This window comes from Bacillus sp. EB106-04-02-XG92 (assembly GCF_058791995.1).
The window spans coordinates 127,115-148,630 of record NZ_JBYTEA010000007.1 but is presented as its reverse complement, the minus strand read 5'-3'; the positions used below and the strand labels follow the sequence as shown (position 1 = coordinate 148,630).

The window sequence follows — 21,516 nt, the reverse complement described above, 5'->3', positions numbered from 1 at the left end:
AATCAGGAACAAAATATATTCCTGATTGTTAAAGAGACAATCCAACCCATTGCCAATATGCATAATAAAATAAGACCATTAGAAGCATATATATAACACTTAAATAGCTACTTAACTTTAATAAATCTTGCGGCTGAAAAGTTTCTCTATCACTTTCTTGAAATAAAAGTAAAGCTTTGGAACTGACCGGAAAGGTTAAACAATAATTCATTCCAACAATACCTAAAAATAAGACAGTTACTTCATTTAATTGTAGACTACTTGCAAAATATAGTAGTGGCGGAATAAAAATGACTGCTCTCGTAGTGTGAGATGTAATATATAAATGTGATGTAACTGAAAGAAGAACAATTACGAGTAATACGATGAAAATGGATTGCTTATTAATAAGTTCAGTTACTAAAAATAACTTTTGCATAATCCATTGCGCTGCACCACTCTCCATTAAAGATTTCCCTAATGCAATTGCTGCTCCAACAAATAAAATTAAGTTCCACGAGACACCTTTTAAACTTTCTTTCCACTGCATCACACCGACTTTTGGTAAAGTTAATAAAAACACTCCGCTTATCGTAACAGTTGCAATTTCCAAACCATGTAGCGACTCTGTTAACCAAAAAGCTACCATCGCTATTAAAATACTGATTGTATACTTCTCATTTCGCGACAACTCAAATTTAATTCTTTTCTGGTTCAGTTTTGTTTTTACTTCCTCTTTATCTAAAAATAAAAATAATATTACGCGACAACTTATAAAGCTCATTATGATTCCAAATGGGAATCCCCATATTAACCACTCAACAAATGTAATATTTTTATTATTGTATTCCTTTAACATATCTAGGGCGATTAAATGTGAGCCTGCCCCAATAATTGTAGAACTTGTTGAAACTAAAATTACAGTAGGCATTAAAATTGCTAATGCTTTCGTAATTCTTCTACTTCCTATTTCTTTAGATATAGCTTGAAAAACAGGTAATACAACCGCTGCACGTCCCGATGTAGATGGAATAAAAAAAGCGAGTATTTGAATAATCATTGTCAAAATCCCGCACAAGCCCGAAATATTTCGAGCACGATTTACAACAAAGTACGTCATTTTCTCAGCTAAACCGGTAACTTGAAGTGCCCTTCCTAAAATAAATGAACCGATCATAAGCCAAATGACATCTGAAGCTAAAGAATCAAATAAAAGATCTTGCTTTGCTGTTCCTGAAATAATTAGAAATAAGACAGAACCGAGTGCAATATAAGCTGAATTTATCGTTGTTGTTGTCCATAATATTATTGCACAGCAAAATCCAAACAAACTCCATTTTGCTTCCATCGTTAATGACGATGGAAGCAAAAGAACGATTTCTACAATTAATATAAGTGCTACAGACAGTACCCAGGATGACTTAATTTTCGGAGTATCATTGTTATTCGCATATAATTCCACTACATTCTTTTCAATCATGATACGTACCCACTTTTATTCAAACGAGAAGCGATTTGATAACCGACTAAAACTGTACGCATCGTACTCTCTGTACAATCACGAAGCCATTTCTCCGCATTAGAAAATGCATTTTCTAATGAAGATGGCATCGGTAATATACTTGTATACGCATCAATTCCATAATCGTAATTAATACGTGCCCCTTTACCAACTGTCCCTACTAACGCTATTACTGGTAATCCATATTTTTTTGCACATTTAGCCACCTCAGCCGGAATTTTCCCACGTGGTGTTTGAAAATCTATACTTCCCTCCGCAGTAAATACAAGATCACACGATAACAATAGTTTATTTAAATCCATATACTTCATAATAATATCGTATCTCGGATGAAGCGTTGCCCCAATTAAAGCTTGCAGTCCCGCACCAAGCCCGCCTGATGCCCCACTTCCTGGTGTATGATGTACATCTATCCCTATATCTTTTTTTATAACAGAAGCATAGCGCTCTAGTGCTTTTTCTAGTTCTATTACTTGTGCTTCATTTGCACCTTTTTGCGGACCGAACACTCGCGCTACTCCATGTTCGCCGCATAATTGATTAAACCAATTACAGGCAACATCAATTTGAACATGCCTTAACCTAGGATCTACTTGCGATGTATCTATTTTTGAAACTTGTAATAACGAGGTGCCACCTTGAATTTGTATTTCTTTTTCATCTTCATTTAAAAACTTTACACCTAACGCTTCAGCCATACCCGCTCCTCCGTCAGACGTACCTGAATCACCACACCCTATTAATATACGATTTACACCTTTATTTAAAGCTAATTCTATTAACTGCCCAACACCATGAGTAGTCGTTTTTCTAGGATCACGTAAATCTCTTGGTACAAGGCGTAGCCCAGCTGCTGCAGCCATTTCAATAACAGCTGTACGCTCACCATTTCTCGTTTCAAAAATACCAAAATAAGATTGTATCTCGTCTCCAACAGGTCCCGTTACTTGTACGTTATACATTTTTCCACCAGTGATATTTATAATTGCCTCTGTAAAACCTTCCCCGCCATCAACCATTGGTAAAGTCTCTACAGTAGCTAACGGCATTACTTTTAAAATCCCTTCTTTCATTACATCAGCAGCTTCCTTTGCCCCTAAACTTTCTTTAAATCCTGATGGTACAACTAAAATACGCATGTAATATTTCTCCCTTCACCTTGTATATCTCTTTCGTTTCTAAGGCTTATACTAAAGGTGAAAAAAGAGAGAACAATTAAGCTTACATTAAAATTTGGTGAGAAATTGCTGAATTTTACGAACTAAAAAATCCGTTGTACTATGAAATAGCACAACGGATACATTTCCTCCCCCTATTATTAAGGGATAAGTCTTGTACAATCCCTTGGAAAAGCACTCGCCTCTCGTACATTTGTTAATTCTAATAGTTTGTATACAACTCTCTCTAATCCAATTCCAAAACCACCATGCGGGGGACAACCATATCGGAATGTATTTAAATAAGATTGAAATGTATCTGGATGTAATCCTTTTTCTTTAAAAGAAGCGAGTAACATTTCATAATCATGAATGCGCTGTGCCCCTGAAGTTATTTCTAGTCCTTTATATAGTAAGTCGAATGAATCGGTAATAGATGGATTCTCTTTATTTGGCATCGTATACATCGGCCTAGCTTCTTTCGGATAATGTGTAATGAAAACAAACTCACTCTTATATGTTTCCTTCACATATTTCCCTAACAGCTTCTCACCTTCTGTATCTAAATCCCCAATTGGCGATTCTTTCTGGTACTTAGTTTTCAAAATTTCTTGCGCTTGTAACAATGTAATTTTCGGTATTTCTATAATAACAGGTACTTCTATTTGTAATAGTTGTAGTTCTTTTTCACAGTTTTCTGCTACTTGTTGAAACATATATCGTAAAACATCCGTTTCTAGTTGCATCACTTCATAAAAATCATGAATAAATCCAAGTTCTACGTCTAACGATATATATTCATTCAAATGACGGGAAGAATTATGATGTTCCGCTCTGTAAACAGGTGCAACTTCAAAAACACGTTCGAGTCCCCCAGCTACCATCATTTGTTTATAAAACTGAGGTGATTGTGCTAAATAAGCTTCTTTTTGGAAGTATGGAAGCTTAAAAACATTCGCTCCTCCTTCTGCCCCTTGCGAAACAATTTTCGGAGTAAATATACGTGTGAAATCGTTCTCTATAAGAAATTCACTAAAGCTCTGAACGAGTGTAGATTTCACTTTAAATATCGCCGCGATTCTCTCATGTCTTAATGATAATACCCGTCCATTCAGTAGTTGATCTAAACCAACTTGTAACTTCTTTTTATTTATTTCAAACGGAAGTGGTTCTGCGCCATTTAATATTTTCACTTCGTGAGCAAGCACTTCAACTCCTAACTCTGTTTTTGACGTCTCAACTATTTCACCAATTACGTGGACAACACTTTCTACATCGACTCTGAATCCAGCTAACTCGTTTTCTAATACACATTGAATTACTCCTGTTCTGTCCCGTAATAATAAAAAACTAACATTACCTAGATGACGAATCTTTTTTACCCATCCTTGAAGTAATACAACCTTTCCGCTTTGCTCCGTACATTCTTTTGTGAGTGAACGCTTCATCACATTTCCCTCCAGTAAATTTATATTTATTTACGTTATTGTTGTTGTCATCGTCATCATCCACGGTCACTCACCTCCCTTCAAAGAATACAAAAATCCGCCCCTATAAATAGGGACGGATTTTTCCGCGGTACCACCCAAATTGTCAAATGACCATCTTAGCCCTGATAACGGTAGGTACCGTTTGCTTTTACTAATTATCACGTTCAAAGCAACACTCACAAGTGTCTTTCCATCACGCGGTATCGCAATCTTCTCAGCAACCGATTGCTCTCTGTAGACCTTTGCATCATGTACTTTTCCTGATCATCACTTTTTATATTTACAGAGTATTCTATCTCTTTGTTTTATAAAAAGCAAGCCTTTTTACATACATTTTCATTTTTCATATCCAATTTTGTACAATCCCCTCTAAAGCCATACCACGTGAGCCTTTTAATAGTACAACATCATTTTCCGTTATAACTTTTAATACTTCCTCTGCTATCTTGTCTTTGTTATTAAATGACTGTACTTTTCCCGTATCATAGTTCTTTCTTGCTTCTTCCACTACAATTTCAGCTAACTCTCCATAAGTAAATACATATTGAATACACTCTTGATTTAACATTTTGCCAATTTCTCTATGATATGTTTCAGCTTTCTTTCCTAACTCCAACATATCCCCAATCACTATAATTTTTTTCTCATAGGCATTTAATTTCTGTAACGTCTCAATTGCAACCTTCATTGAAGAAGGACTGGCATTCCATGCATCGTTAATAATCGTAAAACCTGTTTTAGCAGTTATAAATTGAAAGCGCATTTGAGTAATAGTAACTTGCCGCAATGCCTCCTTTATTGTTTCTAAAGGGACTTTATAAAATTGACCTACAGCGATGCCGACAATCGTATTTAAAATATTATGTTTTCCATGTAAAGGAACATCGTACTGTATTTTTGAATCATTTAATCTAAAATGAACACCATGTCCATCTAATTCCACGTTTGTTGGAAACAAATCATTCGTATACTTTTCACCAAATGCCTTACAATTTATACTTGGTAGATTTTTATTTTGCAAAAGCAATGGTTCATCACCATTATATATAAACAACCCATTTTCTTTTAAGCCATCAATAATTTCTAATTTAGCGTTCGCAATCTCTTCTTTTGATCCAAGCGTTTCTAAATGCGATTGTCCACTCATGGTAATTACCGCAACATCTGGCTTTGCTATTTTTGATAAGTTTCGAATTTGTCCTTTTTCACTCATTCCCATTTCAAGTATTAAAAACTCTGTATCTCGTTTCATTTCTAAAATTGTTAATGGCAAACCGATTTGACTATTTAAATTCCCCTTTGTTTTATGCACACGATAAGTTGTACCTAAAATCATACTTACAATATCTTTTACCGTTGTCTTGCCATTACTCCCTGTAATTCCAATCACTTTTACATTTAGCTCTTTACGATAAAATTGTGCCAATTGTTGCAAAGCAAGCAAAGTGTCCTCTACAAATATAACTGGCATTCCTTTTGGCGGAGTGCCGTGAGACTTTTTCCATAAAGAAGCGACAGCTCCATTATCTATTGCCTCTTTCACATAATCATGTCCATCTTTCACCCTAATGATTGGAACAAACAAATTTCCTTCTTTAATGCTTTTAGAATCTATGCAGACACCATGTATATCTATATGATGAAATGATTTTCGTAATCCTTCTCCACCTACTACCTCTTCAAATTTTTTCAAATTCATCCGAATCAAAGTATCAACTTTTTCCATTTTATTACATAATTTCCGTTTTATTTACGCATATTGATAAAGTGAAACTTTAATCAGTGGGGATTTTGTTCCTCCCCACTGATTATCAGCCCTCACCAATCGGGCTGTTACGGTAAGCCCGCCTCCCACCTAACTTCTTTGCTTTCCCTCAATTTTGAGGTGGAGGGTCTTACTGCCCGTTAATGCGGGATAAAAATTTTGTAGCGAGGTGTTCTTATGAAAAAAGCGATTAGTTTCTTTCTTCTTTTGTTATGCCTAATTGTAGTGAATGAAACATATGCCTATTCACCAAAATCTTTACCAATCTCCCAAAACTCTGATCAATGGCAAGTGAATATTGATGAACCGAAGAACATAGATAAAAATATGCTTCAAGCTAAAAAAGATGAATTTCAAACATATCAATTTTCAGTTAAAAATGTCGGAAACAGTGAAGTATATAACGTACAAGTCGAAGTATTCCGCAATGAGCCAAAAACGAAAACGAAATATGAACTTTTCTCACGGAAGGAAAGTCGCTTAGCAAGTGGAAAAACTGGATTTAAACATGCTAATTTCCCAGTTGCTACAAAAGCAGATGTAGTTGATGTAATCATTACTTGGCAAGAACACCCTTTCCGCTCCATGAGAAACGGTCAAAAAGTGGAGTCTAGAAAATTTAAAGAGCATTTTGTTTTTAAAGACGAGAAAAAATAAACAAATGCATATAAAGTGAAACTTTAATCAGTGGGGGTTTTGTTCATCCCCCACTGATTATTAGCCCTCACCAATCGGGCTTTAATGGGCAGCCCGCCCCCCGCCTAACTTCTTTGCTTTCGCTACATTTTGAGGTGGGGGTCTTACTGCCCGTTAAATGCGGGATAAATTCACACTACCATTCATTTTGCTTACTTTACTAGTACCAGTTCATAAGCAAATTAAAAAGTCGTGGCTTATAAATGCCACGACTTTTTATATTAATTCGTACTAATTCCTCTCGCTGCCCAAATACGATCGATATCAGCAGCATGTTGTCCGCCATATAAAAGAGCATCCGCTTGCTTAATTGCTTTTGCTCCATCACTGAATTTAGAGTTTGGTGTTAATGACCAGTGTGATTGTAAAATAATTTTCGTTGCTACGTCACGTCCAAATGCTTGTGCCATTTCGTATTGACCTTGTGCCCAAATTTCACCATCATCATGTACCTCATTTGTAATATCTTTCGGATACACTTTATTCGTATCCAATCGGCGCAGGCATGTTGGATCTGAACTAGAATAAGCCGCCGCATCCCACTCTCCAACACATGCTTTTCCATATCCTGTAGTCGATACAGCATCTTCATACGTAGCACCTAAGAAGTCACCAAATCCTTCTCCCATCGCTCCGCCTTCTGCTGAACTACCAAAACCAGGTACTTGATTATCTTGAATCGAATGCCCATATTCATGTGCGATAATACCAGCATCTTCTGCATCATCTACTCCGCCAGTACCGAAAGTTAAAGCTTTCGTTGTCGGAGAGTAAAATGAGTTATCAGCTGTCGTTCCATTCACATTCACTTTAATGGAGCGATTGTTAATGTTTTGAAACCCAAGACTTTGAATGTAACGTTGCAATGTATCAATATGATAATATGACATTACATCTTCAAAGCTATCATTTGCACGTGTATAGTTGAATTGTAAGTTTGTAGATTTCGTTCTCGCTTTTGAAGAAATCGTTACATACTCTCCAATTAAAAATCCTGTCCCATCTAAACCTTTTAACGTAACAGTCTTCAATTGGTTCGTTAGCGCAGTTGAATCTGCATCGTTATTATCTTTTAATCCTGCTAAACTCCCGCTTGATACAACAGGGTTAGGTAAAAATACTTTTCCTGATCCTTCTGCTTTTCGGTTTATATCAACCTTTTTAATTAACTTTCCGTTTTCCGCATCAATAAATGTTTCCCATGCACCAAACGGGTTATTAGAATGGACTACAACTTTATATACTGGACGAGCAATTCCTTCTTCCACAATATATCCGAATTCTTTCTCTGTAGGAGCCCATAAGTTTTGCTCACTTGCTTCTCCAACATATGCCATTGATTTTTGTATTGCATCTTTTTCACTAATTTTTGTCGTTACTTCCTTCACACCTTTAACGGATTGATAATCAGAAACAGCAAGCACTCCTTTTCCCTCTCCGTTAAGAGTAACTGTAATTTGTTTTGAAAATACAGGTGCACCATTTACAACTTGTTGGAACCTAACATATGAAGCTACTGACGTTTCTGTTGTAGAAATATATTGTAAGTCTGAAAGGTCTGTTTTTAATCCATACTGAGCAGCATTTGCTTTTAAATATTCCGTTGCTTTTTTCTGCGGCGAATAAGCTTCTAGCTTTACTTGCTGCTGTTTTTCCAGTGCTGAAACCGTCGAAATCGTCCCCATTACTAACGGCACAGTCATTGCCATTGCCACCATTTTTTTATTAAACATAGAACCACTCCCCCTAATAAAGTAGCTCAACCTTACCCCATTACCACTAGGCAATCATTCCCCACAAAATGGGATAAAAATTGAATCTACGAGTAATTCTCTATAAACAATTCTATTACCTTTCCATTTAGGGTGAGTGAAATTTTCTCAATATTTATGTGTAAAATGAAAACAATACTTTAGAAAGAAATTTGCACAGTATTTTAATTAGCGTGGTGTGGAGAAAGAATTTACTAGTGGAATCAATCAAATGGATTATGAGGACATTAGCCGGATAAATTTCCATCATACAAAAAGGAAGTTGGAATCATACAAAAAGGAAGTTGGAATCATTCCAACTTCCTTTTTCTTTATTGAGCCGCGCTTAATTTAATACGGACTTTTGTCTCACCTAAAGATAGTTCCTCGTCTTCATTCGTTAAATGACCAAATTCAAATCTCTTAACGAGTAAATTTTCTTCCAATAAATCTTTATGATTCGTTAATGTTCGCTTTAGTTCTTCCTCTGTATCAAGAATAACATCGACTCGTAAATTAACCGGTAAATTTAGTTGCTTACGATATTCTTGAACCGCTCGAATAAATTCACGTGCTACTCCTTCTTGTAACAATTCTTCCGTTACATTCGTATCTAACATAACTGTATATTGTCCGTTAGTCGTATTAGAAAATCCTGATTTTGCTACTTTCTCTACTAATACATCTTCAGCCGTTACCACTACTTCTTCTCCTAGTGCAGCTTTGTAAACTGCTCTTTCTGTAGATACAAAGTGTTGTACTTCTTCTTTTGATAATTGTTTTAGCCAGCCATTTAATGCATTCACATTTTTACCAAACTTCGGCCCAGCTGTTTTAAAATTCAGCTTTAATTGATAGGACGTGTATTTCGTTTCATCGAGTTCAACATGGAACGCTTTGACATTTAACTCATCCATGACGATATCACGATAAGATTCCCAATCCATATCATTTTCATTATGTGCTAGTAATACAAGTTCTGCTAACGGCTGTTTTACTTTTAAAGAATGCTGATTACGGTTACTTCTTCCAAGTTCAACAACTTGTAAAACAGCATCCATTTCCGCTTCTAATTTAGGCTGAAGTAGCGATTCATTTACGACTGGATAATCCTCTAAATGAACGCTATTTCCAGTTAAATTCACATGAATATCTTCAGCGACAAACGGTGTAAACGGTGCAATTAATTTACTAATTGTCACAAGTACTTCATGAAGTGTCTCATACGCAGCTGCTTTTTCAGCATTCATACCAGATTCCCAGAAACGATTACGTGATCGTCTTACGTACCAGTTACTTACTTCATCTACAAGTGCCGCGATTTCACGAGCTGCATTCGTAAATTGATAATTATCAAGTGCAGTTCTCACTTGTTTCGTTGTGCTATGCAATCTTGATAATACCCATTCATCCAATTTCGTCCGCTTTACATCATACGTTTCTTTCGGATTATACTCATCTAAATTTGCATATAAAACGTAGAAGCTATACACATTGACTAACGTATCTACAAATTTAGATTTTGCTTCCAGTACTGTTCTTTCAGAAAAGCGCTTCGCATTCCACGGAGCACTATCAACGAGAAGCGCCCATCTTAAAGCATCTGCACCAAACTGATTTACTAAATCAACTGGATCTAGTGCATTTCCTTTACTTTTAGACATTTTCTGTCCTTCTTCGTCTAGAACATGCCCTAGTGATAATACTCGTTTATAAGGCACTTTTCCTGTGTATAGTGCTGATACTGCTAATAAACTATAAAACCATCCGCGTGTTTGATCAATGCCTTCTGCAATTACATCTGCTGGAAATTGTTCTTCAAATAACTCTTTATTTTCAAATGGATAATGATATTGCGCAAATGGCATGGAACCACTATCAAACCAAACATCAATTACTTCTGGTGTACGATTCATTGTACTTCCGCATTTTTCGCAGCATACTTGCACTTCATCTACATAAGGCTTATGCAATTCTAAATCTTCAGGTGTTTCTTTCGTACTATTCTTTCTTAATTCAGCAATGCTTTTCGGTGCGAATTGATGATCGCAACTTTCACATTCCCATACGTTTAATGGTGTTCCCCAATATCTATTTCGACTAATATTCCAGTCCACCATATTTTCTAAAAACTTACCGAAGCGTCCATGTTTCATATGGTCTGGATACCACGTAACAGAATCGTTATTTTGTAAAAATGTATCTTTAATTGCAGTTGTTCGGATTAACCAACTCTCTCCTGCATAATAAAGAAGTGGTGAATCACAGCGCCAGCAATGTGGGTAGCTATGTTCATACTTTTCTTTATGGTATAGTAAGCCTTCCTTCGCTAAATAACGAACGATATCCACGTCACATTCTTTTACAAACTTCCCTTTCAAAAATGGAACTGCTTCTGTATACTCGCCTTTCTCATCTACAACATGCAAGAATGACAATCCTTCACTTTGCACGACTCTATAATCGTCCTCCCCGTATGCTGGAGCGATATGAACGAGTCCTGTACCACTATCAGCCGTGACAAAATCCGCTGCGATAACGTGGTAACCATTTGTAACTTCCTTCATTGGAAACGGCGGCATATAAGATGTATTTACTAATTCTTCGCCTTTATGAACAGATAATACTTCATAGTCTTCTTTTAATACATCTTGTACACGTTCTTTCGCAACAATGTATACATAACCTTCTTGTTTCGCTTTCACGTATTCCATATTTGAATGTACAGCGAGCGCAACATTTGCCGGAAGTGTCCAAGGTGTTGTTGTCCAACCTAGGAAATATTCATTTTCACTATCTTTCACTTTGAACTTAACTGTTGCACTTAAGTCTTTTACTGTTTTATACCCTTGTGCAACCTCATGTGAACTTAGTGAAGTTTGACAGCTTGGGCAGTATGGTGAAACTCTATGCCCTTTATACAATAATCCTTTTTCATGAATCGTTCCTAAAATATGCCATACACTTTCGATATATGGATTCTCTAACGTAACGTATGGATTATCCATATCGACCCAATAACCGATGCTCTCAGTGAATTCACGCCACTGCTTCTCATATGTGAATACACTTTCTTTACACTTCTGAATGAATGGCTCAATTCCATACTCTTCAATTTCATGTTTACCAGAAATACCGAGTTGCTTCTCCACACCTAATTCTACAGGTAAACCGTGTGTATCCCATCCCGCTTTTCTTAACACTTTATAACCAGCCATCGTTTTATATCTTGCAACTACATCTTTAATTGTCCGTCCAAGTGCATGACCTACATGCGGCAATCCATTCGCCGTTGGTGGTCCTTCATAAAACACAAACGATTGTGCGCCTTCTCGATTCTGAATTGATTGCTCGAAAATACTTTGCTCGTTCCACTGCTTACGAATACGTGTTTCTCTCCCTACAGCTGACTCTTTTACATCTACTTTCTTCATCTACAATCACTCCTTTGAATGTTTTAAAGCACACAAAAAACCCGTCCCTATAAAGTAGGGACGGGTTTACCCGCGTTACCACCCTAATTCTATTAGCTCTTCACTAATAGCACTTAGCAACGTACTATCATACGTGTTCTTTGTAACGGTAGACATCCGTCCGGGCTTACTCACTTTCAGCCTCGGCTCCTCGGAGATGATTTTCAAATAACGTCTGCACACCGGCTTTCAGCTACATACCGGCTCTCTGGGGAACAGTACACTATTTTACTCTTTCTCGTCTTCAGATTTGTATACTTTGTTAAAAGCTATTTTATGCCATTTTGCAATAAATTGTCAACTAATTCTAAATATATTTTATTTATACCCTTTTTTCCTATTCTTATACAATTACTTTTCAAATTCTCGCAATGCTGCTAAATTTTCTTCATCCTCGATAAGTTCAGCAAAAAATCCCGACTCATCCTCACGAAGTACAATTTCAAGTTCTTCCTTCGCCTCTTCATTTCTGTTTAACTGCGCTAAATAACAAGCACGATCGTATCTCGCTAACAAATCATTCGCATCAATTTTTAATGCTTCATTCGCTATTTTCTCTGCCTTTCGTGTTTGGCCGGCACCATGATATGCAGATGCTAACGAAAGAAGAATCGCTGTTTCATTTGGATGATGTATAGAAGCATTTTCTAATACATGAATTGACTCTTCAAACCGTTCTTGACTTTGATATATTTCTCCTAAAACAAGAAACGCTCTATTTACAAACGGTGTTTGCTCCGTTAATTGTAAGGTAATCTTTTCTGCTTTTCTTTCTTCCCCTGCTTTAAATAATACTTGTGCTTGTAAAAGAAGCGTATCATAATCATCTGGTAATTCTCGAACCATTTGCTTCGTTAATTCTGAAGCATCCCGTAACATATCTTCTTCCTCACACTCTATGAAAACATTTACAAGCTGCTTCGCTACATCGTAATCCCATTTATTTTCTAACGATGTTTGCAATACATCTATCGCCTCATTGTTCATCGTCACATTCTCGTAAAATAGTGCAAATCGCTGCGCTGCCATACTATTTTTTGGATTTAACTTTAACGAAATTTCATATAAATCAATGATTGTAGTAATAATCGAAATTTCTTTCGCACGGTTTTTCATGCGATAAAAAGCTCTCGTAATTATGGATTTCTTCGGCTGGTCATTTTGTTGACGTTCAATCCATCTTTCTGTAACCGCAGATGCAGCATACATAAATGCCATACTTCTTTCTGCCTTTTTCACTTTTAGTGTATGAAGAAAATCTCGTATATTAGACCATTTCTTATGTTGTTCTATCGCTTTTACATATACATCAAATATACGTTCATTATTTGCATCTTTTTGTATCACTTTCATGGCAATTTCAATTGCTTTTGCATTTCTATTTTTCACTAGTACTTTTGCATAATGATATAGAACTTCTGTATGCTCACCATCTAATTGTAGTGCGTATTCAATCTGTTCTTGTTCTTTATCTATTTCATCCATCGCTCCATACACATATGCAACCGCATCTAATCTCCATATTTCAGGTACTTCGTCTGCTAATTGTTCTAGCTCAGTCAGCAATTCTTCCTGTAGATTCATTTCTACTGAAAGCTGTGCCAAATATTCCATATTAATATGCAATGGCTCTTCTTTCATCGCCTGTACCATATGACTTTGTTCTTTAGAACGATTTTCTTCTTTTTCGTATATTTCCGCAAGCTGTAAATGTACACCAACGAAATTCCCATCAAGCTCTAAACATCTTTCATACGCTTGTTTTGCTTCCGTCAATTGCCCTAATAGCATAAGTGTTTCACCAATTCGGTAATACGGTAATGCCGTTTCCTTTTGTTCTATCGCCTTATTATATCTTTTCATCGCTTGGCCGTACTGTCCAATAGATTCATATAAAATACCTGTATAACAACCGTATTCACTTACTTCATTTCTTTCTTTCTGTAACGTTCTTAAGAATGCTATACCTCGTTGTACAAATGCTGTTCCTTTAATTCGATTCACATATTCATCTAACGCACTTGCTACATTATATTCGCTTTGCTTTATACCACTCTCTAACTTAGTCAACGCTACTTTAAATCCTTCTTCATTCCCACCAAGTTCAACTTCTGCATCCCATAAAACCATCCCTGCGTTCATAAGGAAATCTTGACTCTTTTCAATTTGTTTTTCAATACTGAGAATATATTCTTTTGCTTCCTTATATTGTTCTCTTGCCATATAAACTTGCGTAAGTCCGAAGTGAGAGTATACATCATCATGATTTTCTTCCAAAGCACGGGTATACAATGTTTCTGCTTCTTCCAGACTATCATTTTGGAAATGGTAATCACCGAGTTTTACGTATAGAGGTGCCTTATCGTCACAATTCTCAATACCTTTTAATAAAACTTCTTTCGTACTTTCTTCATCCTTCAAATCAGATTCGTATATTTCCGCAAGTTTCGTATAAATGTATGGTGCATTACTATCCAAATGAATTGCTATTTTAAGCCCTTTTATCGCTAAATATAATTTCCCTAAATGATGCGCACATCTCGCTCGCTCATACCATACATGTGCTTCATTTTTATATTCTTTTAACAAATCATTAAAGATTTCATACGCTTCTTCATATCTTTCTAAATCTATTAATATTAACCCGTGATTCGTTAAAGTGAATCGTTCAGGGCTACGTTCCAAGGCGACTTGAGAAAACTGCAACGCCTTTTCAGATTGATCGATATACATATATGATAAAGCGAGAAAACTCCAAGCAATCGGCTGATCCGCGTCTAATTGTAACGAGGAACGAAAACTTGAAATCGCTTCTATATAACTTTCCTGCTCAAAAGCATACCTTCCGTTTATTAAATGATATAAAGCACGATTATTTTTCTTCTCAACACTCGCAAGCATTTGCCCCGCTTTTTCTAGTTCTTCAAGGCGAATAAAGCACTGTGCACCATGCAATTTAACAAAATCTGAGTTCGGAAACTTCTTCATTAACTTTTCAATACAACATATAATAAACTCATTATCTACTTCAACATCTAAGTGCTTTACCGTATACAACCACGTATTCGGATTATCACTCGTCTTTTTTAAAAATTGTACTAGCTTATGAATTCCCTCTTTATCTTGTTCATCTAAATGATCCGTTAAAGAAAAAATGGATTTAAAATAATGATGTTCTTCTTCATCTAAAAATGATAATTGTTCCTTCTTTTCTTTCGGAACAAACGTAATCGCTAAACACCCTGTATAACGATATTTTTCTTGTAACTTACTATACTCCACAATGACTGGTTCGATAAAGTTTGGATCTTGAACATAAAAAGCTTGTAACGTATCATCATACCCAGCTAACACTTGCACATGTGAAGCATGCTCAATATCAATACTTAATAAAACGGGAATTCCTTCACCGAGTAATCTCTTATATATTTCCTCATTCCCTTTAAAATAACGATATTCATAACCTAATTCTTCTAAATACGAAACAGTATCTGAAAACTTTGAGCCTGTCATATCAAAAATGAACTCTGCTATTTCATCTTGCGTACGTTTTTCTCCCCATAAGTGCAACATCATTTCTAAACTTGTCGGCACACAATAATTATCCTTTTGTACAATCGGAACTATCGGTAAGTGAACCTTTTTGCCATCTGGATTTTTTTCTAAATTATGATATAAAGACTCTTTTAAACTTTTTTCTTCTTTTAATAACTGTTGTAAATCTACAAGTTTATTCATTTTGTAAAGTGCTTCAGCACGTAAATGTACGAAGTAAGTTTTATACGCATGATAAGGAAGCTGATTATTTATGTTATCTATTACGTCTAACACTTCTTCATACTTCCCTAAATCTAATAAATATTTCACCTTTTCAAAATGAAAATATGGTACTTGCGGGAACTTTACAATTGCATCATCAATTAGCTGTAATGCACGTTTTTGTTCCCCTTTATTTGCATATAACTGTGCTAATAAATAAGTAGATAACTCTTCACAATCTTTATGCTGCATGCCGGCTATAAATTGTTCTTCTGCTTTCTCCCATTCACCTGTATGCATATAGACGTAACCCCATTTATCAAATACGGCACGTGCACTATACTCCTCTGCCTTTTGCATATAAAAAAGCGCTTCTTCATTTCGTTTCATTTCTAACAAACATCGTACTAACGTAAAATATGTTTTCGCTAAAAGATCCACTTCTATTTCTTCTTTATTTACCTCTTCTAATGAATCTTTTAACAACTGTTCTACTTCAAGTATTTTCCGCTCATCAATTAACTCATCACAATATAAAGAGAGCGTTCTCATATTTGGGAATTTTTTATAAGCGTAGCGAATGAGGAATGAACTGTATTGGTGCATAAGCCCTTCATCAGTAAGACGTATTAATATATCAAACTCCTCATGGGAAGGAATATTAGCAAGCCAACTCTTCAAATAAGATAAAGTATTCTTTTCTTTTATATATGAAATTTCATTATTTATTTCCTGTAATCCATCTATAAATCTCTTGTCTTTCAAACAAGCATCTAACTGCTTAAAATCTAGCATGTATTCACCTCGAATATTTATTTATACTGCTACTTGCTTAGATTTTACACATCATATTGTAGGTATTCAACTAAAATCTCCTATAATGGATAGTATTATTTAATATTATTCGAATTTATAACAAAATATAGTAAAAATGATTGTTTTTCTCTGTATTTTGTTTAATTAAATACAATAACGTTACATGCGGGTCTTATCTTTTGGAAGCCAAATTCAGTACATAAAATTATATCGGCGATAATTTAAATATATCAGCGATTCTTGAAATATATCGACGATTTTCATAATATATCAGCGATTATACGGCGGATATCGACTTATCGACAAAATTTTACACACTCCGACACACAGCTATCTTTCAACATTCTACGTCACCAAATGTAATTTTCATATTCGGAGCATATACTAAAGAGGAATGTAGATGAAACGATCTAAAAAATCTGAGTTCAGCTTCATATTGAGCTAGTGCATCACCATATATTAATCCTCTAATCATTAAACGTTCTATAAATCGCTGTTTATCACCTGGATCTCCTGCAATCCCCTCTTCTTTTAATGAGTGATACAACTTTTCTTTATCATTATGATGCATATTAGAATCTAAAAAGTTCACCTTATCACTTACTCTACATTGAATATTTTTTACGCCTAGTTCACTTAAATACATCGGTATTTTCATACCAATATTTCCATCTCTTCCGCTTCTCTGCGTGTCACTTTCAAATAGATTCTGCAAAGTGCCTAACCTAATAATTTCCGATTGACTCTCTCCATCTAAAAAGTATGAAGACATATTTGATATCCAATGTGGTTCAAAACAGATTATTTTTCCGCCCTTTTTAATTGAATGTATCATTTTTTGTAGCATCGTTTTTGGTGAACTCATATGTAATAAAAAAGCATGACAGATTGCCATATCGTATGTATCGTTCAATTCAATTTCTGTAGCATCTCCCTCAAGAAATTCTGCCTCATATGGTAGTAAATGAAACAACTCTTTCGCTTCAGCAAGTAATGTTTCTCCACTATCAACGCCTGTATACTTTGAACCTTTTGGAAGTAATGGCATTAGTACTAAGCCTAAATAACCATATCCACAACCGAAATCAACAATATGTACTGGCTTAGTAATCTTCCAAACTGTATTTACTAAAAAGCTTACATAATCGTCATTGTAATATAAATCTCTCGTGTTTTTTAAATATGTTAGTTTACTGTTCCAATCGTATGTTTCCAAGTTTAGCGCCTCCTTTATATATGACATTACAATTCTCCATTTAATGCGGACATTCCTATACTTGAATCAATTCTAGAAAAGTTTAGATTTAATTAAATAAAACTTCTACTTTCACATTTTCTATAAAAATAAATAGGCATACATATCTAATATGATACGTATACCTATTTGTTTTACATCTCCTCAGGAGCATCCACTCCAAGTAAACGTAACCCCTCTTTTAATACAACCGTCACAGCATACACTAATGCGAGTCTGCTGTCTTTCTCTTCGCTCTCTTCCAATATACGCACATTTCCGTAATATTTATTGAACGATTGTGCTACATCCAATACATATTTTGAAATGATTGATGGTTCATTTTTGTTGAAGGCTGCTTCAATTACTTGTGGGAACTTATTCAGTAATTTTACGACGCTCCAGCTATGATCATCTTTTAATGCAAACGTACACGTTTCAAATTCTACACTTTCTTTTCTTAAAATAGAGCACGCACGTGCATGTGTGTACTGTACGTACGGTCCTGTTTCACCTTCAAATTTCAGCATGTTTTCTAATGAGAATTCGATATTATGCATACGCTCGTTTTTTAAATCGTGGAAGATAACTGCGCCAACACCTACTTGCTTTGCTACTTCTTCTTTCTGTTTTAAGTTCGGATTTTTCTCTTCAATATTTTGTTTTGCAAGGTCAATTGCTTCCTCAAGTACTTCTTCAAGTAAAATAACTCTTCCTTTACGTGTCGACATTTTCTTACCATCTTTTAAAATGAACCCAAACGGTACATGTTCCATGCCGTCAACCCAATTGTATCCAAGCTTTTTTAATACCGTGAAAAATTGATTGAAGTGTAGACTTTGCTCCGGTCCAACTACATATAACGCTTTATCAAACGCATATGTGTTTTGACGATATAACGCTGCCGTTAAGTCACGCGTTGCGTAAATCGTCGCACCATCTGATTTTCTAATTAAGCAAGGCGGCATTCCCTCTTCTTCTAAATTAACGACTAACGCACCTTCTGACTCTTCAAGCAGATCATGCTCCTCTAAAATCCCAATAAAATCTTCCATTAAATTATTATAAAAAGCTTCCCCTTGAAAATTAGTAAATTCAACACCGAGAAGTTCATAAATACGAGAAAATTCTTTTAATGATTCGTGACGGAACCAATTCCAAAGCTCAACAGCTTCTTCATCACCTTCTTCTAACTTCTTAAACCAAGCGCGTCCATCTTCTTCTAATTCTTCATCGTCTTTTACCTCTTCATGGAATTGCACATATAACTTAAATAGTTCTCGTATTGGATCCTCTTTCACTACTGCTTCATTTCCCCATTTTTTATAAGCGGTAATTAACTTTCCAAACTGTGTGCCCCAGTCTCCAATATAATTAATTCCTACAACTTCATAACCACATTTTTCAGCGATATGTTTCAGTGAATTTCCAATCATTGTAGAACGTAAATGCCCCATTGAAAAAGGTTTCGCGATATTAGGAGAGGAATAATCTATAACTACAGTCTTTTCACATCCAAAATGATTTTGGCCGTACTCTTCTTTCTCCGCTAATACCGTTTTTAATACTACATCACTTACAATTTCACGATTATAAAATACATTTACATATGGACCGACGGCCTCTACTTTCGTAAAAAATGGATCATCTAATTTCTCCGCAACTTCCTTTGCGATTAGAGCTGGTGATTTTTTATATTGCTTCGCAAGTAAAAAACATGGAAATGCTGCATCACCGAATTCATCTTGTTTCGGCGTTTCGATTAAATCTAAAATTTGATTTTGCGTTAATTCATTCGTAAAAATATCGGATAAACTTTCCGCAAACTGCGTTTTATAATCCATACTATGTAACCTCCTTATTTTTTTAAACACAAAAAACTCGTCTCTAAAAAAGAGACGAGTTTAAACCCGTGGTACCACCCTTGTTGTTCATTACGAACCACTTTCCCGTTTATAACGAGGACAGGGGGCCTCGGCTTACTCTACTATTCGTTCAAGAAGCATCTCCGAAGTGCGCTTCATCTTTTCCTTCCGCACTAGGCTCACACCATCCCTAGCTCGCTTTCCTTCTAAAAAAGACTACTCTCTTCATCACCGACAGTATATTTAATTAATTATTGCTTATTATACATCTTTTCAAACAATTAGCAAGGGTCAATTACACCAAAGTGAAACTTAGCACTTTTCCTTTTGTATACGTGAAAATTATGTTTTTCAAATCTAGAACTACGGAAATGATCTTTCAGAACGACACGCTTTCTCGCCACACGCTTCGCTTCCGCAATTGTTTCGTCAGTAATATCATGATACAAAGCGAAGTGTTTTAATCCTTTTATTCCATCTGATTCTATAACAGTTTCTTCAAACATTGGATCAAGGTAAACGACATCATAACTACTATCTTCACATTGTTTTAAAAATGCGTAATGCTCCGTTTGCTTCACATCAATTCGTTGCATCGCCTCATCGATTTCAGAAACGGATGAAGACCATGTTTTTAAACCATTTTCCATAATATAAGCCATATACTCATTACCTTCAAGTCCCGTTACTTTTCCGCTTTCACCGACAATATAACTAGCTACAATACTATCTGATGCCATACCGAGCGTACAATCTAACACTGTCATTCCGCTCTCTAATTGCGCGGCTTGTACAAACGGATCGTGTTCTCCGCGCATTAATCTTTTCACACGAAACATCGCTGAGTTTGGATGAAAGAAAAACGACTCCTCCGTTCCTCTTGGATATATAGCTAACCGGTTTTTCCCTACAACAAGTACATCTTGTTCATACTGCTCATGTAGTTTATGTACTGGTATATCATTACGTTTAACGAATGAACCATTTAATTCTGCCGCTACCTTGTTTGCATAATCTGTCATTTCTTTATTTGTTCTTCCTGCTGTTGTTACGATCATTGTTTCACCTCTATATAAAGAAAAGAGGGAGATTTACTCTCCCCCTTCTTTAGCAATTCTTTTCGAAAGCTTGTTCTAAGTTCGTAATAATTTCGTCCATAGTTGCACCTTCAATTTCATGACGGTGAATGAAGTGAACAACTTCTTTTCCTTTTAATAATGCCATAGATGGTGAAGATGGAGGAATTTCTCCGAAGTATTCACGCATTTTTGCAGTAGCATCTTTATCTTGACCTGCGAATACAGTTACAAGATGATCAGGTTGTTTTTCAGCACGAACAACTGCTTGACCTGCTGATGGACGTGCTAAACCAGCTGCACAACCACAAACAGAGTTTACAACTACTAAAGTTGTACCTGTCGTGTTTTCCATAAATTCTGTTACAGCTTCTTCTGTAGTTAACTCTTCAAATCCAGAACGCACTAATTCTTGGCGCATTGGAATTACCATTTGGCGCATGTATTCTTCATAAGCATTTGACATCTTGTAATCTCTCCTTCAACTTTCATTCCAAATTCATCATATCACGCTCTATTACTAGGTGCAAAAGAAAGATTACGATGATTTCATTTTTTTGTAGGGATTTCACAAACCCCACCGCGGCAATGTCCAACTGGGACAAGTTTTCTATTGTTAGCGATATAATCGTATACTTTACTTCCAAATCCGAGTGCGATAGATAGTTTTATAAAAGGAACGGCAAACCAATAAGATGGAACGGCCTTTGCTAATACATGTATGCTATAAATTCCGTCATACCACTTATTATTTTTTAAAATATACAATCTTTGTTCCATCTTGCTTTGTAGTTCTTGAGAAAGTTCATACTTCTCAACTACATCTTCATCTCGAAATGAAACAAATTTCATCTTACCCTTTTTATCTAATTTTTTCGTACGTTCTGCAACCGCCGTACACATCGGACACCAACTATCATAGAAAACAATCAT

Annotated in this window: 13 protein-coding genes and 3 other annotated features; of the genes, 1 reads left to right on the top strand and 12 read right to left on the bottom strand. The window is 35.7% G+C overall.

Annotated features, from left to right (window positions below; genetic code table 11):
• Positions 1 to 28: 28 nt before the first annotated feature.
• The 4 genes from AC3WVA_RS18925 to AC3WVA_RS18910 form a co-directional block, all read right to left on the bottom strand.
• The gene (locus AC3WVA_RS18925) at positions 29 to 1,459 is read right to left on the bottom strand and encodes an SLC13 family permease (protein ID WP_341013640.1); all 1,431 of its coding nucleotides are present in this window, start codon (positions 1,457 to 1,459) and stop codon (positions 29 to 31) included.
• Positions 1,456 to 2,640: a glycerate kinase family protein gene (locus tag AC3WVA_RS18920; RefSeq protein ID WP_166689310.1), complete on the bottom strand. Its 1,185-nt coding sequence runs from the start codon at positions 2,638 to 2,640 to the stop codon at positions 1,456 to 1,458. Before AC3WVA_RS18920 ends, AC3WVA_RS18925 begins: the two co-directional genes overlap by 4 nt.
• A gap of 179 nt (positions 2,641 to 2,819) precedes the next feature.
• Positions 2,820 to 4,106, bottom strand: coding sequence for an aspartate--tRNA(Asn) ligase (gene aspS, locus AC3WVA_RS18915; protein ID WP_098345806.1), 1,287 nt, complete (start codon positions 4,104 to 4,106; stop codon positions 2,820 to 2,822).
• 108 nt (positions 4,107 to 4,214) lie between these two features.
• Positions 4,215 to 4,425 (bottom strand) — a binding site (T-box leader).
• 66 nt (positions 4,426 to 4,491) lie between these two features.
• A complete protein-coding gene (locus tag AC3WVA_RS18910) occupies positions 4,492 to 5,874 on the bottom strand; it encodes a UDP-N-acetylmuramoyl-tripeptide--D-alanyl-D-alanine ligase (RefSeq protein ID WP_492322094.1) in 1,383 nt (460 codons plus the stop codon).
• 216 nt (positions 5,875 to 6,090) lie between these two features.
• On the opposite strand from AC3WVA_RS18910, the gene AC3WVA_RS18905 reads away from it, so the two are divergent.
• Positions 6,091 to 6,570, top strand: a complete 480-nt coding sequence (locus AC3WVA_RS18905) for a YozF family protein (RefSeq protein WP_048528803.1) — start codon at positions 6,091 to 6,093, stop codon at positions 6,568 to 6,570.
• Between the two features lie 260 nt (positions 6,571 to 6,830).
• Here the strand turns inward: AC3WVA_RS18905 and AC3WVA_RS18900 are convergent, their stop codons facing one another.
• From AC3WVA_RS18900 to AC3WVA_RS18865, 8 genes are all read right to left on the bottom strand, one after another.
• Positions 6,831 to 8,342 carry a M36 family metallopeptidase gene (locus AC3WVA_RS18900; protein WP_048528802.1) on the bottom strand — a complete coding sequence of 504 codons (1,512 nt, stop codon included), beginning with the start codon at positions 8,340 to 8,342 and terminating at the stop codon, positions 6,831 to 6,833.
• Positions 8,343 to 8,692: 350 nt separating this feature from the next.
• Positions 8,693 to 11,794, bottom strand: a complete 3,102-nt coding sequence (gene ileS / locus AC3WVA_RS18895; protein ID WP_098881029.1) for an isoleucine--tRNA ligase — start codon at positions 11,792 to 11,794, stop codon at positions 8,693 to 8,695.
• 53 nt (positions 11,795 to 11,847) lie between these two features.
• Positions 11,848 to 12,087: a binding site (T-box leader), on the bottom strand.
• Positions 12,088 to 12,184: 97 nt separating this feature from the next.
• Positions 12,185 to 16,387: a tetratricopeptide repeat protein gene (locus AC3WVA_RS18890; protein WP_417902445.1), complete on the bottom strand. Its 4,203-nt coding sequence runs from the start codon at positions 16,385 to 16,387 to the stop codon at positions 12,185 to 12,187.
• Between the two features lie 358 nt (positions 16,388 to 16,745).
• The gene (locus tag AC3WVA_RS18885) at positions 16,746 to 17,624 is read right to left on the bottom strand and encodes a class I SAM-dependent methyltransferase (protein ID WP_098345811.1); all 879 of its coding nucleotides are present in this window, start codon (positions 17,622 to 17,624) and stop codon (positions 16,746 to 16,748) included.
• Positions 17,625 to 17,797: 173 nt separating this feature from the next.
• Positions 17,798 to 19,486, bottom strand: a complete 1,689-nt coding sequence (argS, locus tag AC3WVA_RS18880; RefSeq protein WP_098345812.1) for an arginine--tRNA ligase — start codon at positions 19,484 to 19,486, stop codon at positions 17,798 to 17,800.
• A 47-nt stretch (positions 19,487 to 19,533) separates the two neighbouring features.
• Positions 19,534 to 19,748, bottom strand: a binding site (T-box leader).
• Between the two features lie 40 nt (positions 19,749 to 19,788).
• Entirely contained in the window at positions 19,789 to 20,565 is a 777-nt protein-coding gene (locus AC3WVA_RS18875; protein WP_098881027.1) for a class I SAM-dependent methyltransferase, read from the bottom strand.
• A 49-nt stretch (positions 20,566 to 20,614) separates the two neighbouring features.
• On the bottom strand, positions 20,615 to 21,049 hold the full coding sequence (locus AC3WVA_RS18870; protein WP_000063712.1) for a BrxA/BrxB family bacilliredoxin: 435 nt from the start codon (positions 21,047 to 21,049) through the stop codon (positions 20,615 to 20,617).
• A gap of 83 nt (positions 21,050 to 21,132) precedes the next feature.
• Positions 21,133 to 21,516: a thiol-disulfide oxidoreductase DCC family protein gene (locus AC3WVA_RS18865; protein ID WP_098345814.1), complete on the bottom strand. Its 384-nt coding sequence runs from the start codon at positions 21,514 to 21,516 to the stop codon at positions 21,133 to 21,135.